Origin of the sequence: Empedobacter sp. R750, assembly GCF_030324345.1 — a bacterium.
In the GTDB taxonomy this organism is placed as follows: domain Bacteria; phylum Bacteroidota; class Bacteroidia; order Flavobacteriales; family Weeksellaceae; genus Empedobacter; species Empedobacter falsenii_C.
On sequence record NZ_JACAGF010000003.1, the window covers coordinates 100,422 to 117,559 of the forward strand.

The window sequence follows — 17,138 nt, forward strand, 5'->3', positions numbered from 1 at the left end:
TGATATGAATGTAATTCTTAAAACTGAACGTTTAACTTTGAGACCAGTCACAATTGGTGATACTGAAACAATTCACCAATTACATTCTATCGAAGAAGTTGATCAATATAACACGTTAGGAATTCCAGAGAATATAGAAGTAACCGTTCTTCATGTAAAAGATTTAGTAAAGTCTAATCAAGGAGAACAACCACAAGCTTATACTTTTGTTATCGAAAATGATAATCAATTTGCTGGATTAATTTCTCTAAATTTAGGTCGAGCTAAATACAAAAATGCAGAAATTTGGTTCAAATTACATCCAGATTTTTGGAACAAAGGAATTGCAACAGAAGCTTTAAAAGAAATTATTTCTTTTGGATTCAACACGTTAAATCTTCACAGAATCGAAGCTGGATGCGCTGTTGATAATATTGGATCTTACAAAGTTCTTGAAAAAGTTGGCATGATACGAGAAGCGCATACAAGACAATTACTTCCTCTAAAATCTGGCTGGGCAGATAATTATGGCTACGCTATTTTATCAACTGATTAACTTTTCTCTTCTCCCTTAAATTTCGTAAACTTGCGTTATGTGTATAATAAAACTTCACAAATGAAATTAGACGAATTAGAAAATCACGAATTTTTAAAAACATTATTGAATGATGCTATAGAAATTTCTAAAGATCGTGATATTGATATATTTGAAGTTGAAATTTTAGATGCTAATTTTAGTGAATATGAATTTTATATACACAAAACAGGTTTTTATTTTTTTCATTTAATTCAATTATGTTATCAATTGGAATATGGAATTGAATTATTATCAAACTTTAATTATAGTAAAAAAAGTAAAGTTACTAGAGATCAACATTTAACTTATAATGTTGAAAACTATATTATAAGATTAAGTTCAATAAATGACAGATTATTACAATTAGTAAATGCTGTTTTTCATTTATGTATAGATGAAAAAAACGTTAATGATAGAATAGTTTTGACAAATCTTAAAGTTTCTAGAACAAATTTTGAAAAACTTTTTAAACAATTTAAAAATTCTAATACTAAATATATTGGCGAAAGAAATACTATAATTCATAAACATTCATATTTAGAAAAAAAACTTAGAAAAATTCATGTTTTGTATGAATCAAATTTTCTTGATAAATATAATAATATGAACTTAGAACTCACAAAAGATCTTAGAAAAGACGTTTTAACAAAGTATATAAAAGAAACAAAATCAGAATTTTCAAAAATTAATAGCAACTGTTTTTCAAATTTGATTCCTATTTTTGATTTTTTACAAGTTGAATATGGTAAGATGAAAGTAAAACTGAAATAAATCTTTAATCAAAAAAAACAACAAAAATGAAATTAATCGGTCCTTTCAGACAAATTATAACACTTGCCAATTTACCTTTAAAAGGTGCTATTCACGAAAACCAAGTCGAAGTTCTCGAAGATGGAGGAATTATTATTGATGATGAAACAATTGTAGAAATTGGAAATTTCGAAACACTTTCTCAACAACATCCAACCATCGAAATTGAACAAATTAAAACGGAACAAATTCTTCTTCCTGGATTTGTGGATTCGCATACACACGTTTGTTTTGGAGGAAATCGCGCCAAAGATTTCGCCATGCGTTTGGACGGAAAAACTTATTTAGAAATTGCCGAAAGTGGTGGAGGAATTTGGTCTACTGTAACAGAAACGCGTAAGAAAACAGTTGACGAACTGAAAGATATTACCATAAAACATATTGCGCAATTAGCCAAACAAGGAATCACAACTGCTGAGGTTAAATCGGGTTATGCACTTTCTGTTGAAGGCGAAATTAAAATGTTGGAAGCGATAAATATGGCGAATCAAGAAAGCGAAATTGATTTAGTTCCAACTTTTTTGGGTGCACATATGAAACCAAAAGATTTCGAAGGTTCAAATCAAGAATATTTAGAACTTTTAGTCAAAGAAGTTTTTCCAAAATTGAAAGCTGATGATTTAGCAAATCGTATCGATATTTTTGTGGAACAATCTGCTTTTTCTGTTGAAGAAGGCGATTATTTCTTGAATGAAGCAAAAAATCAAGGATTTGAAATTACGATTCACGCTGATCAATTTACAGCTGGAGGAAGTTATTTAGCAACAAAATATAATGCATTGAGTGCAGATCATTTAGAATTTTCTGGTGAAGAAGAAGTGAAAAATCTTGCCAATTCTAATGTTGTGGCAACTGTTTTACCTGGTGCTTCTATCGGTTTGGGAATGCAATATGCGCCTGCACGAAAATTGTTAGATGCTGGTTGTTGCGTTTCTATTGCTTCGGATTGGAATCCTGGTTCGGCTCCGATGGGAAATCTTTTGACACAAGCTTCTGTTTTGGCTACTTTCGAGAAATTATCAATGGCAGAAGTTTTAGCGGCAATTACTTTTCGTGCGGCAAAAGCATTGAATTTAGCTGATCGAGGAACAATAGAAAAAGGTAAAAAAGCCGATTTTATCAGCTTCTCTACCTTCGATTATCGTAATATTATCTATTATCAAGGGCAATTACAACCAACTCATGTTTGGAAAAATGGCGCGTTGATTAATCAATAGTGTAAATATTATCAGGAGTGATGGTGTTTGTCGGCGTGTAAATTAACCAATCGGTAATCATTTCTTGCGGATAAAGACCTTCATCTCCTTCATTCAAACCTTCTACAGCATAAGGACGATTCAAGCAAACACCAAAAATTTCGTTGTTTTCATTGATTCCATACACATCAAACCAAATATGTTCCTTATTCATTTCATGATCGACATCAAATCCTAATTTGATTAAAAATCGATAATAATTTTCTTCATCTGCTTCTGGATTAAAATACGTGTTAAATGCTTTTTTATACGATTCAAAACGTTGATAAGCCAAGGCTGACATTCGTTCCGTTTCCTGATCGCTGATAAAGAAAATCGGATTATCTGCAATTGTTGCTGCATAAACTTCTGGCGTTAACGTATGTCCTTCTTGCACCGCTAACAAAACACCACAAGGTTCGTAATTTTCGTTTTCTGGTTGACGTTCATTGTAACCTCCTGGAATTGTTGCAGGATAATCTTTCACCACATCTTCCCAACGTTTCCAACAAAATGTAATATCCAAACCATCATAACCAATATTAAATTCTTCATTTTCTGGCGAACGAAAATCTGGTTTGATAAACGCATTTACAATCATATCCAAAGCCGAATTCATCTGCTCTACTCCATCTTTGATGTTCAACATTTCCAATTCCACAGAACCACAACGATGCAAACCATGCGTATGCATCCAATACACGCGATCACCATTTTCGTCCTCATCATAAACGCCATGTATCACATATAAATACGAAGGCGCAGGCGGAATTTCTGACTCTGCTGTCACTTTCGCCCATTTACCAGAAAGCAAACGATAAGGCATAAAATCGACAACAATAGATGGATTTTCGACAATGGCTTGCATTATTTTTAGTTGCAAATGAAAACTATCCAACGCATCATTTCCAAAATACATCACAGATTCCAAATAAAAATCTTGTTGCGTTGCAATTTCCATTTCTTCGTCCGAAATCATATTTCCGAAACCAAATTCAGAATAATCATTACTTCTCGCATCCACAACATACAAATTCACATCAAATTCTTCTTCCAAATAAGACACAACAAGTTGATATTCTTGCTTTACAGCTCCATTTTCGTCTTTATCAATTTCGATAAGATCAAAATTGATTAATTGAAAATAATCCGTTGATTTTAGACTATTTTCGATTGATTCTCTCGAGAATACAAAATCTTTCGACGAAGGAAAAATTCCCATTGTAGAAGGTAAACTCAATCCATCTTCTGCAATTCCTTTGTACAATTCTTGATTTGTCATAGTATAATTTTAGTTTGATTTTTGTTAAAGATAAATCTTTTAAGTTCATCAAAATTTTAGCAAAATGTTAAACTTTAAAATGATTAAAGATGATAATTCAGTTCGCATTACGTTAATTTATTGTAATTTTGTTCGCATAATTTTACAATTATGATAGCATCTATGACAGGTTACGGTAAAGCCGTATTGGAATTACCTGAGAAAAAAGTAACGATAGAAATCCGTTCTTTAAACAGTAAAACACTAGATTTAAACACGAGAATTCCTTCTTTTTATCGTGAAAAAGAATTAGAAATCAGAAACCTTATTTCAGAAAAAGTTCAACGTGGAAAAGTTGATTTTTCGATGTTGGTAGAGTTAAATCCTGCTGCAAGAAATCAAAATATAAATGCTGAATTAATCAAAAGTTATATGGCAGAATTCAAATCAATCACACCAAATGTGACTGATGGTGAATTATTGCCTGTAGTAATGCGCCTTCCAGACGTTATTTCGTACACGCAAGACGATTTGGGTGAAGACGAATGGAATCAAATTCGTGCAACAATTATTGACGCAATTGACGCTTTAAATCAATTTAGATTAGATGAAGGAAAAGTTTTAGAGAAATATTTGACTTTAAACTTGAATAATATTCTTGAGCTTTTAACACAAGTTGTACCTTTTGAAAAAGAACGAATTGAGACAATCAAAGAACGTTTCAATAAACGTTTAGAAGAAGTAAAAGTTGATATTGATCAAAATCGTTTTGAGCAAGAATTAATTTTCTATTTGGAAAAATTGGACATTACAGAAGAAAAAGTTCGTCTAAAAAATCATTGCGAATATTTCTTAAAAGAATTAGCTGGAACTGAATCAAATGGAAAAAAACTTGGTTTCATCTCTCAAGAAATCGGTCGTGAAATAAATACATTAGGTTCAAAATCAAATCATTCTGAAATGCAAAAAATTGTTGTTCAGATGAAAGATGAATTAGAAAAAATTAAAGAACAATCGTTAAACATTTTATAATGAAAAAAGGAAAATTAATCGTCTTTTCGGCTCCATCAGGCGCAGGAAAAACAACTTTGGTTCGTTACGCTTTAGAACAATTGGAAAATATCAAATTTTCTATTTCTTGTACAACTAGAGATAAACGCGAAGGTGAAACTCACGGAGAAGACTATTATTTCTTAACACCAGAAGAATTTAAAGCAAAAATTGCAAACGACGAATTCGTAGAACACGAAGAAGTTTACCGCGATAACTTTTATGGAACTTTAAAATCGGAAGTTGATCGCATTACATCAGAAGGAAATTCTGTTATTTTTGATATTGATGTTATTGGTGCATTGAATATCAAAAAATTGTATGGAGATCAATGTTTAACGGTATTTGTGAATCCTCCATCTTTGGAAATTTTGAAAGAACGATTAATTTCTCGCAACACAGAAAGCGAAGATAAATTGAAACAACGTTTGGACAAAGCGGGAATTGAAATGGAAAAAGCAAAAGACTTTGATGTCATTTTATTGAACGACGATTTGGAAACTGCAAAAGCAAAAACCTTAGAAATTATTACAGGTTTTATCAAATAATAATTCTAAAACCAAAATAAACAAATGCCTCGAATAAATAAAATCGAGGCATTTTTGTTATCTTTAACTTTCGAAAAAATTACAATAAAAATGGAAAGCCAAAATAGTTTAGAAATCAACAACGCCAATATTCATTATGTTCACCACGAAATAAATCCAGAAAGACCAACACTTATTTTCTTACACGATTCTTTAGGTTCCACCCAGCTTTGGAGAGATTTTCCAAAAGAAGTTGCCGAAAAAACGAATTGTAATTTATTTATCTACGATCGAAAAGGTTATGGAAAATCGTCGCCTTTTACCATTAATCATCGCGAATTAACCTATATGCATGATGAAGCAGATTTTCTGAATGATTTGATTCAACATTTCAACTTCAAAGACATTATTTTATTTGGACATAGCGATGGTGGCTCGATAACGTTGCTTTACGCAGCGAAATATCATCAAAATTTAAAAGGAATCGTTGTCGTTGGTTCGCACATTATTGTGGAAGAAATTTCATTACAAGGAATCAGAGATGCTAAAATTGCATATGCAAAAACTAATTTGAAAGAACGTTTGACAAAATATCATGGCGATAAGACGCAGAAAGTTTTTGAGATGTGGACAGAAACTTGGTTACGTCCAGATTTTATTGATTTTGACATTCGAGAAGAATTAAAAAACATCGAATGTCCAACTTTGGTTATTCAAGGAATTGATGATGAATATGGTTCGATTGAGCAAGTAAATGGAATTATCAACAATGTAAAAGGAAGAAAAGAAAGTTATCTTGTTCCTGATGCAAAACATACGCCTTACAAGGAAAATAGAACGCCAACTTTGGTAAAAACAGTTGAGTTTATTGATTCGTTATAACGAATCAATAAACCTAAATATCATTATTTATTCAATTTTTTCTTCTACGTTTTATCCATTTATACACTTCGAACCAAAGTACAGAAAGCATTGCTACAATCATTGCGATTCCTAATTCATTTAGATTTAATGAAGTTACTTTAAAAAACAAAGAAATTGGTTGTACATACAATATGGCAAAAAGTATTACTAATGTCAAAACTGTGACATAGACCATTAAGTTATTTTTGTTTCGGAAACTTGACCATAAACTATAATAAAATGAGCGATTAGTTAAACTCAACCAAACATTCGAGAAAATTAACGTTGTAAAAACCATTGCACGTGTTTTCTCTTCATTTCCTCCAAGTTGATAAGTATATTGATATACAAACAACAATCCTAATGTGATTATAATTCCTTGAATAATACTCGTCGAAAGCTCTTTCCAGTTCAAGAAAGTTTCGGTCATAGGACGAGGTTTTCTCTTCATCGAATCTTTTTCCAATGGTTCATTTTCATACACAATAGAACACGTTGGTCCCATGACCAATTCTAAGAAAATAACGTGAACTGGCGTAAAAATTTGTGGAAAAGCCCAACCTAAAAACAACGGCAACGAGACAATTAAAATAATCGGAATATGGATAGAAATAATATATTGAACAGCTTTTTTTAGATTCGTATAAATACGTCTTCCTGCCGCAATTCCGACAACTAATTTACCTAAATCATCATTCGTCAAAATCAATTGAGCAGCTTGTTTCGCTATTTCTGTTCCCTTTTCACCCATCGCCACTCCAATATGAGCCGCTTTCAAGGCTGGTCCATCATTTACGCCATCACCTAACATTGCCACTACTTCTCCATCTTCTTTCAACGCTTTTACAACAGCCAATTTCGCTTCAGGAAACATACGAGCAAACAACACTTTATCATGAGCCGTTTGTAACAAATCTGTCTCCGAAAGTTGAGCAATCTCACTTCCTGTAATACTATTTTCTGCATGTAAAATTCCAGCCTGTTCTGCAATACTTTTTGTTGTTTCAGCATTATCACCCGTAATCACTTTTACTTTTATTCCCGCATCATAAATCTGTTGAAACACAGTATTAATTCCTTTTTTTGGAGGATCATAAAAAACTACGAATCCTAAAAACTCGAATGGTAAATCTTGTTGATGTTTTGGAAAATTATCCTCTTCAAAATTAGATTTCGCAACACCTAAAAGTCGAAAACCTTTTAATCCAAAATCATCAATTACTTTTTTTAATTGATTTTTTTCTTCCTCAGATAAGTTAGAAACATTCAGAATTGCTTCTGGAGCACCTTTTGCTGCAATTATTCGTTGATTATCGATATTTTTAAAACAATGCGTCATCATGGGAGGCTTCCCAGATAAAGGATATTCGAAAAACATTTGATATTGATTGCGCTCATCAAGCTGCGTTTGTTCGTAAACTCGGTGCAACGTTTTTTCCATCGGATCGAACGGAACAGGTTCACTACTCCACATCGCATATTGTATAATCTCAGAAATTTCTACATTTTTGAATTGATTTTCATCAAAAACAGAAGACGTTTTTGCATCATAAATCGCTTTCAATTTCATCGAATTTTCGGTAATTGTTCCTGTTTTATCACTACAAATAACAGTTGTGCTTCCTAAAGTTTCGACAACGCTACTCTTTTTTACAATAATTCCTTCGCGTAATAATTTCCATGAACCCAATGCCATAAATGTGGTAAATGCAACTGGAATTTCTTCGGGTAAAATAGACATTGCCAAAGTCAAACCGTTTAATAAACTGCTTACAATATCTTTTGTTTGAAAATAATTGAATCCACAAACCATTACAAAAACAATGATTCCAATGATTGCCATTCCTTTCACAAATTTTTCTATCTGCAATTGCAAAGGCGATTTTTCTTCTTTTATAGATAAAATTGACGTTCCTATTTTCCCTAATTTTGTTCCTGCTCCAATGGCCGTCACTTCAAAAATGGCCAATCCAGAAACCGTCAAAGTTCCACTGTAAATTTCTGGATGATCTATATCTTTAAAAACTGACATACTTTCGCCTGTTAAAGCAGATTCATTCACCGAAAAATCATTACTATGAACAATATTCCCATCCGCATTAATCATTTTTCCTTCTTCCGTCACGCACAAATCACCAATTGTAATTTCGTGTGTTGGAATCTCAACTAATCGTCCATTACGGATAACAGAACTCAAAGGTTCGTTCAACTTTTCCAACTCTTGCAGAGCTTTTTGATTACGAGAATCTTGGTAAAAAGAAATTCCTGTCACCGCAACAATCGCCACAAACATAAATGCAGCTTCGCCCAAATCACCAACCAACACATAAATAATTGATACCGCAATCAAAATTAGCGTCATTGGTTCTTTTAGAATATCAAACAATAAACTGTACCAAGCAGAATTTTGATTACTTTTTATCGCATTATCTCCGTATTCTTCTTGAGCTTTTTTTACTTCAGCATCAGATAACCCTTTTAAATTTTCAGGAATTTTTATAGACATTATTTCAATCGATTAGTGTTTACTAAAGTTACAGCTAAATCCAATTAAAAAATAGTTTAATCACTGATTATGTCCTATTTAGATTTGATTTCAATTAAAACAAAAAAATCATTTCTTTCGAAATGATTTTAGCTTTATTATTAAGGAATTAATTTTCGAATGCATCGCAATTTATGCGAATATTTTTGAGAATCGGTATTGAAAATTCCATTTGTATCAATTGGATCAATGCGAACTTTTCCGTGTGCATGTAAAATCTTTCCATTTCCACACATAATTCCGACATGAATAATTCGACCTTCTGCATTATCAAAAAAAGCTAAATCTCCAGGTTCTGCTTCTTCAACAAAACTTAAAACTTCGCCCATTTCCGCTTGTTGATAAGCATCTCTCGGAATTTTGTAACCTCCTATTTTGTACACTTGTTGCGTTAAACCAGAACAATCAATTCCAAAAGAAGATTTTCCGCCCCATAAATAAGGAACGTTTAGATAGGCTTTTGCAATTTCAACCAATTGATCTTTTGATTTTTTTCCAGAAGTATAAACCCCAAAATATTCAAAACATTTTGGACCAATTTTGATTTTACTTTCATTCAAAGCACGAACCTCAGCTCCAATTGTCAAAGTCATTGGCAAGCCATTTTCCATTGCATGATTGTACGGATTGATAGCAAATTTCTCGATTGAATCTTTATTATATTCTTCTTCCGAAATTTCTACAATTTGTTTTGGATCAAGCCAACCTTCATAACCGTCAAAAGCCAATTGAACTTTCGTCCATTTTTCTAATTCTTCTAAAATAATCAACTTTTCTCCAAACAAAACCTGACTCACCATTTCTGATGAATCTCTTGCTTCGGAGCGCAATGGCGCAACACTTACTTGACAAATGGCGTACTTCATTATTTTTTTCGAATTAATGTAATTCCATCACGAATTGGTAAAATGATCGATTCGACACGTTCATCTTTCGTTACCATCTCATTAAATTCTTTCAAGATTTTTGTCGAAGGATCTTTCTTATCTTCCTCCTCCATCATCACTTTTCCGTACCACAACACATTGTCAACCAACATTGCTCCTCCGGGACGAAGAAGTTCCAATACCTTCTCGAAATAATAAGGATAACTCTCTTTATCGGCATCAATAAAAGCTAAATCTACAGAATCTTTTTCAATTGTATTCAATTCTTTGCGCGCATCATTGATTCTGAAATCAATTTTTGAGGCAAATTCTGATTCATCAAAATACTTTCTGCAAAGATATTCTAACTCATCATTTTTATCCATCGTAATGATTTTTCCATCAGCAGTTAAACCTTCCGCTAAACACAATGTTGCGTAACCTGTGAAAGTTCCTAACTCTAAAATAATTTTAGGCGCTAAAATCTTCGACAAAATGCTTAACAAACGACCTTGATATTCGCCCGAAATCATGTGAGGTTGCGTTGTACATTGGTAAGTTTCAACACGTAAACGGCTCAAGATTTCAGGTTCTTGATCCACATGATGATCTAAATACGATTCTAAAACTGGTGAAATTTTTATCATACCTTTAAAAAGTCTACAATATTACAAAAAATGCATTGAATCTCGGCTATATAAAGGAAATTTAGATAAGAAAATTTATCTAAAATAATCAAACAAAAAAAGCATTACTTTTTGGGTAATGCTTTTTGTTTTGAAAATTATTTTGATAAACTTAGGCTAAATCTTAACTTCAGCCTTACTTTAAACTTTTCCTTTCTGAATAACGGTTACAATTTCTGGATCTAATAATGTTGATGTATCTCCAAAATCAGTTTCGTCACTTGCAATTTTTCTCAAAATACGACGCATAATTTTTCCGCTTCGCGTTTTTGGTAAACCAGAAACAAACTGTATTTTATCTGGCTTTGCAATTGCTCCAATCAATTTAGAAACTCCATTTTTTATTTCTGCTTCAAGTTCTGGTGAACCTTGTACTCCGTCTTGTAAAATCACGAAAGCATATAATGCATTTCCTTTGATATCATGAGGATAACCAACAACTGCACTTTCTGCTACAGCTTCGTGTTCATTTATTGCATTTTCTATTGGCGCAGTTCCTAAATTATGACCAGAAACAATCACCACATCATCTACACGTCCTGTAATTCGATAATTTTCCATTACATCACGATACGCTCCATCTCCTGTAAAATAATATCCCGGAAATGTTGAAAAATAAGTTTCTACATAACGTTTATGATCACCATAAATAGTACGAGCCATAGATGGCCAAGGAAATTTAATTGCTAAACGTCCTTCTGCTTTCTCATTTACTGCTTCTACTTCTTTCCCTTGTTCATCCATTAAAACTGGCTGAATTCCAGGAAGTGGCAATGTTGCAAACGTTGGACGAAGCGGCGTAATTCCTGCTAATGGCGAAATCAAAATAGATCCTGTTTCGGTTTGCCACCATGTATCTACAATTGGACAATTTCCTTTTCCAATATAATCATTAAACCAGTGCCAAGCTTCTTCGTTAATTGGTTCACCAACTGATCCTAAAACTTTAAGACTTGATAAATCATATTTCTCGACATAATCTAACGATTCACGAGCTAACGAACGAATTGCTGTTGGAGCTGTATAGAAATGTGTCACTTTTAATTTTTCGACAATTTCCCAAAAACGTCCAAAATCAGGAAAACTTGGAATTCCTTCGAACATTACCGAAGTTGCTCCACAAGCTAAAGGTCCATAAATAATGTAACTATGTCCTGTAATCCAACCGATATCTGCTGTACACCAATAAATATCGTTGTGCTCCATTTGAAAAATATTATCGAACGAATAAGCCGTTTCTACCATATATCCACCACATGTATGCACCATTCCTTTTGGTTTTCCCGTAGAACCAGAAGTATACAAGATGAACAAAGGATCTTCGGCATCCATAATTTCCGCAGGACAATTATCGTCTACCTTATGCATTTCATCAATCCAAAATTTATCACGTCCACCAACCATAGAAGTAGGCTCTATAGCACGACGATAAACAATACACGACTGAATAGAAGCACAATCTTTTAACGCTTCATCACAAATTGCTTTTAAGTTAATTGATTTCGTTCCACGAAAAACTTCGTTTGCTGTCACCAAAACCTTACATTGCGCATCGTTGATACGAGAAGCTATAGCAGCAGAAGAAAATCCTGCAAAAACAATAGAATGTACCGCGCCAATACGAGCACAAGCTAACATTGCAATGGCTAATTCTGGAATCATTGGCATATAAATACACACACGATCTCCTTTTTGTACGCCATTATTTTTTAAGACATTCGCAAATTGACAAACTTTAGAATGCAATTGACGATATGTAATAATTCGAGATTCTTCTAAAGGATTATTTGGTTCCCAAATTAAAGCGGTTTTGTTTCCATTTTTTTCTAAATGACGATCCAAAACATTTTCGGTAATATTTAGTTGTCCACCTTGAAACCATTTAAAATCTGCTTGTTCAAAATTATATTCAAGTGTTTTGTCCCATTTCTTTTGCCAAACGAAGTTTCCGGCAATTTTATCCCAAAATTTTTCAGGCTCTTCGACACTTTTTTTATACGCTTTCTTATATTCAGAAAACGAATTGATTCTAAAATTGTTAATCATTTTAATTTTAATTGTGGTTTTGAATACTAAATATAAAAAAAGCGAATCAATTTATCAAATTAACTCGCTTATATTTTATAAATGAATAAAAACTATTCTATTTTCCTTTATACGGACTTGCATTGTAATATGCTAAAGCAGTTGGTAAGGCTTCTTTTATTTTAGCCATACGCGTAGCATCAGAAGGGTGAGTACTCAAAAATTCTGAAACTCCAGCGTTTCCACTTTTCGCCGCCATACGTTCCCAAAAAGGAATTGCTTGGGAAGGATCATAACCAGCCATCGCCATTAAATACAATCCTGTAACATCAGCATCTAATTCCATTTTACGAGAATAGTTTAGTAAACCAACTTGTGCACCTACAGGATATAATTGTTCAAAAACTTTTGCATATTCTGCATTTCCAATCGATCCACCTACAATTTGTCCTAAACCTTGTGCTGCCATTTGCTGAGAAGCTTGCTCCGCACTATGACCAGCCAAAGCGTGACCAATTTCGTGACCTAAAACAACAGCTAATCCCGTTGCATCTTTGGTAACAGGCAAAATACCTGAATAAACTGCAACTTTACCTCCAGGCATACACCACGCATTTACTTCGTTTGCATTCAACAACGTAAATTGCCATTGATAACCTTGTAATTGAGAAGATATTCCTTTTTCTTGATAATATTTTTCAGCGGCATATTTTAGACGTTCCCCTACCGTTTGCACCATTTTTGCATCAGCAGTACCAGTAATCACTTTACCTTGTTTAAGAACTTGAGAATACTGATTATAAGCTGTCGGAAATAAATCTGCATTCGATACTAATGACAACGATTTACGTCCTGTAACTGGATTTGTAGCACAAGAAGCTAAGACTAAAGCTCCTGCAGCTGTTAAAATTATTTTCTTCATATTTTTAAGTTTATTTACCGAGTTTCTTTTTGATTTCATTCAATTTCATCAATGCTTCAACAGGTGTTAAAGTATTGATATCTGTGTTCATAATTTCTTCTCGAATCGATTCTAAAATTGGATCATCTAACTGAAAGAAACTTAATTGCATATTATCCTGCGTTATTTTCTCCGTTTTGTTCGAGATTCCTTCATCTGTTTTCGTCGCTTCCAAAACTTTCAACACATCATTTGCTCTGTCCACCACTCGTTTTGGCATCCCAGCCATTTTAGCAACATGTATACCAAAACTATGCTCGCTACCTCCTGGAACTAATTTACGCAAAAATAATATTGTATCTTTTGTTTCTTTGATACTTACATTAAAATTTTTGATACGTTCCATTGATTTTGACATTTCATTCAATTCATGATAATGCGTTGCAAACAATGTTTTTGGTTTCAAGGCACTTTGGTGCAAAAATTCTGCAATTGCCCACGCAATCGAAATTCCATCGTACGTCGAAGTTCCTCGACCAATTTCATCCAACAAAATCAAACTTCGTTCCGAAATATTATTTAAGATACTTGCTGTTTCATTCATCTCGACCATAAACGTCGATTCCCCTGAAGAAATGTTGTCTGAAGCACCAACTCGAGTAAAAACTTTGTCAATAATTCCTAAATCTGCTGCTTGAGCTGGAACAAAACTTCCCATTTGCGCCATCAAAACAATCAAAGCAGTTTGACGTAAAAGTGCCGATTTACCAGACATATTGGGTCCAGTAATCATGATAATTTGTTGATGATCCGAATTTAACTCAACATTATTTGACACATATTGTTCGCCAATTGGTAATTGTTGCTCAATTACAGCATGACGACCTTCTTTTATATTTAGTTCAAAACCATCATTAAGAGAAGGTTTTGTGTAATTATTTTTCTCAGCTATTTCTGCAAAAGTTGACAAAACATCCAAAAAAGCAATTGCTTTTGCAGTTTGTTGAATTGGTAAAAGTTTGGTGATAATTTCTTGTAATAATTCAATAAATAATTGATTTTCTATTGCAAGAATTTTTTCTTCAGCACCAAGAATTTGTGTTTCGTATTCTTTTAATTCTTCAGTAATATAACGCTCTGCATTCACCAAAGTTTGCTTACGGATCCATTCTTCTGGCACTTTATCTTTGTGTGTATTTCGAACTTCGATATAATAACCAAACACATTATTGAACGCAATTTTCAAGGACGAAATTCCAGTTCGTTCTGTTTCACGCTGACACATTTGATCCAAATAATCTTTTCCAGAAAACTGAATTTTTCGTAATCGATCCAATTCTTCTGAAACACCTTCTCTAATCACATTTCCTTTTACAATTTGATGCGGAGGTTCGTCAGAAAGTGTATCAAAAATCTTTTGCGTTAAATCATCAATTGGTTCTATTCGTGAAAATAAATCTGCAACTTCTTTGATATTCGATTGTTCAGCAACTTCTTTTATTTCTTCCGAAATTTTAAGACTTTGTGCTAATTGTTGCAATTGACGAGGTGTAATTTTACCTGTCGAAACTTTTCCAGCCAAACGTTCTAAATCGGTTAATTGACCTAATTTCTCGCGCAAATCGTAACGTAAATCTCCAAATTTGTAGAAATATTCGACAATATTTTGACGACGTTGAATTGATTTCAAATCTTTCAACACCATCACCATCCAACGATTCAATAAACGAGCACCCATCGGAGTTTTGGTATCATCTAAAACATTTAATAATGTAACTCCTTTTGGATGTGGAGAATAAACCAATTCGAGATTGCGAATCGTAAATGGATCCATCCAAACAAAACTATCTTGATTAAGACGCTGAATAGATGTTAAATGCTGAATTTCGAAATGATGCGTATCGTCCAAATAAGCTAAAATAGCGCCAGCCGAAATAATTCCATCTTTTAAATCTTCGATTCCAAAACCTTTTAGATTCTTAGTTTTGAAAAGATTGGTTAATTTATCAATTGCAAAATCATATTGAAAAGCCCAATCATCTAACAAAAATTTACTTTTGACATCAGAAAAATTATATTTGACACGTTTCTGGTAAATCACTTCACTTGGACGAAACGATTGAATAATTTTTGCAACTTGATCTTCTTGTCCTTCAGAAACTAAAAATTCTCCAGTCGAAACATCTAACAAAGCTATTCCAAAAGCTTTATCACCTTGATGAACAGCCATCAAAAAGTTATTCGATTTTGACGATAAAACCTCATCTTGCAACGCAACACCAGGCGTAACCAACTCTGTTACACCACGTTTCACGATACCTTTTACCATCTTTGGATCTTCGAGCTGATCGCAAATTGCAACACGCAAACCAGCTTTCACCAATTTTGGTAAATAAGTATTCAAACTATGATGAGGAAAACCTGCCAAAGCGCTATTATCAGAGCCATTGGCACGTTTCGTTAAAACTATATCTAAAATGCGAGAAGCTCGCACAGCATCTTCTCCAAATGTTTCGTAAAAATCTCCCACACGGAACAACAACATCGCATCAGGATATTTCGCCTTAATCGTGTTATATTGTTTCATTAGAGGAGTTTCCTTATTCTTTACTACTTTTGTCAAATTATTATAAATTTTGAACAGCTAAGTTAGTTAAAAACGAAGTGATGAGAAAACTAAAATTAGACGAATTAGGTCGCGTTTCTGCGGAAGAATATAAAGCTATTGAAAAACATCCGATTGTTGTGGTGTTGGATAATGTGAGAAGTATGCACAATGTTGGTGCGGTTTTTAGAACTTCTGATGCATTTTTAATTGATAAAATTTATTTGTGTGGAATTACAGCAACTCCGCCTCATAAAGAAATTCATAAAACGGCAATTGGTGCAGAAAATTCTGTTGATTGGGAATATGTAAAAGATTCGAATGAATTGGTTGCAAAACTAAAAGAAGATGGTTATCAAATTGTGACGATTGAACAAACGGAAGGTTCTGTTTTGTTGAATGAATTTGAAGTTGACCAATCTCAGAAATATGCAATTGTGATGGGAAATGAGGTTGATGGTGTACAACAATCAATCATTGATCAATGTGATACGTGCATCGAAATTCCACAATCTGGAACAAAACATTCGTTAAATGTTTCTGTTTGTACAGGTATTATTTTGTGGAAATGGTATGAAGGATTTATGAAATAGCGGTAAGCGGTAAGCAAAATAAAAAAGACTCAAATCATATGATTTGAGTCTTTTTTATTGTTTAAAAATTCACCGAAACATTAATCCATTCTGGATCAAAATCGGCGTTATATTTTTTGTAGAAATTAATTGCAGGTTCGTTCCAATCCAACACTTGCCAAACCATTCCGTGGTAATTATTTGCTTTTCCGTAAACAATTAATTCATCCAATAATAATTTACCAATTCCAGAACCGCGCATTTTTTCGGTTACGATTAAATCCTCCAAATATAATCTGCGTCCTTTCCAAGTTGAATAACGGTCGTAATGCAACGCAATTCCTTCTACATTTCCGTCCACTTCTGCGACCAAAGAACCCCAAACTGGTTTATCTCCAAACCCGCATTCTTCCATTTCTTCTAAGGTTACCGTTACTTCGTCTGGTGCTTTTTCGTACAAAGCTAATTCTTTAATCAATTCCAAAATTCGAGGACAATCTTCTCTTTTTGCTTCTCGTATTGTTACATTTTTCATTATTGTGTGATGTTATTTAGTTATGCGTTTTTCGAAACTCGAAGTTCGTTTTACGAAACTT

Annotated in this window: 15 protein-coding genes; 7 read left to right on the plus strand and 8 right to left on the minus strand. The window is 33.2% G+C overall.

Features of this window, described 5'->3' with window-relative positions; translation table 11 throughout:
* Positions 1-4: 4 nt before the first annotated feature.
* From HXZ74_RS04585 to hutI, 3 genes are read left to right on the plus strand one after another with little or no spacing between them, the layout of a single operon-like run.
* Complete coding sequence (locus tag HXZ74_RS04585; RefSeq protein ID WP_286474048.1) at positions 5-535, plus strand: GNAT family N-acetyltransferase; 531 nt, start codon at positions 5-7, stop codon at positions 533-535.
* Positions 536-595: 60 nt separating this feature from the next.
* Positions 596-1,327 (plus strand): Cthe_2314 family HEPN domain-containing protein, encoded by a 732-nt coding sequence (locus HXZ74_RS04590; RefSeq protein ID WP_286474051.1) that lies wholly within the window; start codon positions 596-598, stop codon positions 1,325-1,327.
* A 26-nt stretch (positions 1,328-1,353) separates the two neighbouring features.
* On the plus strand, positions 1,354-2,583 hold the full coding sequence (gene hutI, locus HXZ74_RS04595) for an imidazolonepropionase (RefSeq protein WP_286474052.1): 1,230 nt from the start codon (positions 1,354-1,356) through the stop codon (positions 2,581-2,583).
* On the opposite strand, the gene HXZ74_RS04600 is transcribed toward hutI, so the two are convergent.
* Positions 2,573-3,883, minus strand: coding sequence for a DUF4026 domain-containing protein (locus HXZ74_RS04600; protein WP_115001452.1), 1,311 nt, complete (start codon positions 3,881-3,883; stop codon positions 2,573-2,575). The two genes, hutI and HXZ74_RS04600, sit on opposite strands and share 11 nt — an antisense overlap.
* A 150-nt stretch (positions 3,884-4,033) precedes the next feature.
* Between HXZ74_RS04600 and HXZ74_RS04605 the strand changes: the two genes are divergently transcribed.
* From HXZ74_RS04605 to HXZ74_RS04615, 3 genes are all read left to right on the plus strand, one after another.
* The gene (locus HXZ74_RS04605) at positions 4,034-4,894 is read left to right on the plus strand and encodes a YicC/YloC family endoribonuclease (RefSeq protein WP_260392484.1); all 861 of its coding nucleotides are present in this window, start codon (positions 4,034-4,036) and stop codon (positions 4,892-4,894) included.
* A complete protein-coding gene (gene gmk / locus HXZ74_RS04610; RefSeq protein ID WP_038332057.1) occupies positions 4,894-5,460 on the plus strand; it encodes a guanylate kinase in 567 nt (188 codons plus the stop codon). The genes HXZ74_RS04605 and gmk overlap by 1 nt, the downstream gene beginning before the upstream one ends.
* A 90-nt stretch (positions 5,461-5,550) precedes the next feature.
* Positions 5,551-6,321 (plus strand): alpha/beta fold hydrolase, encoded by a 771-nt coding sequence (locus HXZ74_RS04615; RefSeq protein ID WP_115002114.1) that lies wholly within the window; start codon positions 5,551-5,553, stop codon positions 6,319-6,321.
* Positions 6,322-6,352: 31 nt separating this feature from the next.
* Here HXZ74_RS04615 and HXZ74_RS04620 read toward each other — a convergent pair whose 3' ends face one another.
* From HXZ74_RS04620 to mutS, 6 genes are all read right to left on the minus strand, one after another.
* On the minus strand, positions 6,353-8,848 hold the full coding sequence (locus HXZ74_RS04620; RefSeq protein WP_286474053.1) for a cation-translocating P-type ATPase: 2,496 nt from the start codon (positions 8,846-8,848) through the stop codon (positions 6,353-6,355).
* A gap of 140 nt (positions 8,849-8,988) precedes the next feature.
* Positions 8,989-9,753 carry a C40 family peptidase gene (locus tag HXZ74_RS04625; protein WP_038332052.1) on the minus strand — a complete coding sequence of 255 codons (765 nt, stop codon included), beginning with the start codon at positions 9,751-9,753 and terminating at the stop codon, positions 8,989-8,991.
* A complete protein-coding gene (locus HXZ74_RS04630) occupies positions 9,753-10,400 on the minus strand; it encodes an O-methyltransferase (RefSeq protein ID WP_125348752.1) in 648 nt (215 codons plus the stop codon). Before HXZ74_RS04630 ends, HXZ74_RS04625 begins: the two co-directional genes overlap by 1 nt.
* A gap of 180 nt (positions 10,401-10,580) precedes the next feature.
* Positions 10,581-12,485 carry an acetate--CoA ligase gene (gene acs / locus HXZ74_RS04635; protein ID WP_280063048.1) on the minus strand — a complete coding sequence of 635 codons (1,905 nt, stop codon included), beginning with the start codon at positions 12,483-12,485 and terminating at the stop codon, positions 10,581-10,583.
* A gap of 97 nt (positions 12,486-12,582) precedes the next feature.
* Complete coding sequence (locus tag HXZ74_RS04640) at positions 12,583-13,386, minus strand: M48 family metallopeptidase (protein WP_180904988.1); 804 nt, start codon at positions 13,384-13,386, stop codon at positions 12,583-12,585.
* A gap of 10 nt (positions 13,387-13,396) precedes the next feature.
* Positions 13,397-15,952 carry a DNA mismatch repair protein MutS gene (gene mutS, locus HXZ74_RS04645; RefSeq protein WP_280063046.1) on the minus strand — a complete coding sequence of 852 codons (2,556 nt, stop codon included), beginning with the start codon at positions 15,950-15,952 and terminating at the stop codon, positions 13,397-13,399.
* 80 nt (positions 15,953-16,032) lie between these two features.
* On the opposite strand from mutS, the gene HXZ74_RS04650 reads away from it, so the two are divergent.
* Complete coding sequence (locus HXZ74_RS04650) at positions 16,033-16,563, plus strand: RNA methyltransferase (RefSeq protein ID WP_038332036.1); 531 nt, start codon at positions 16,033-16,035, stop codon at positions 16,561-16,563.
* 61 nt (positions 16,564-16,624) lie between these two features.
* Here HXZ74_RS04650 and HXZ74_RS04655 read toward each other — a convergent pair whose 3' ends face one another.
* Positions 16,625-17,077: a GNAT family N-acetyltransferase gene (locus HXZ74_RS04655; RefSeq protein ID WP_286474056.1), complete on the minus strand. Its 453-nt coding sequence runs from the start codon at positions 17,075-17,077 to the stop codon at positions 16,625-16,627.
* Between the last annotated feature and the right edge of the window lie 61 nt (positions 17,078-17,138).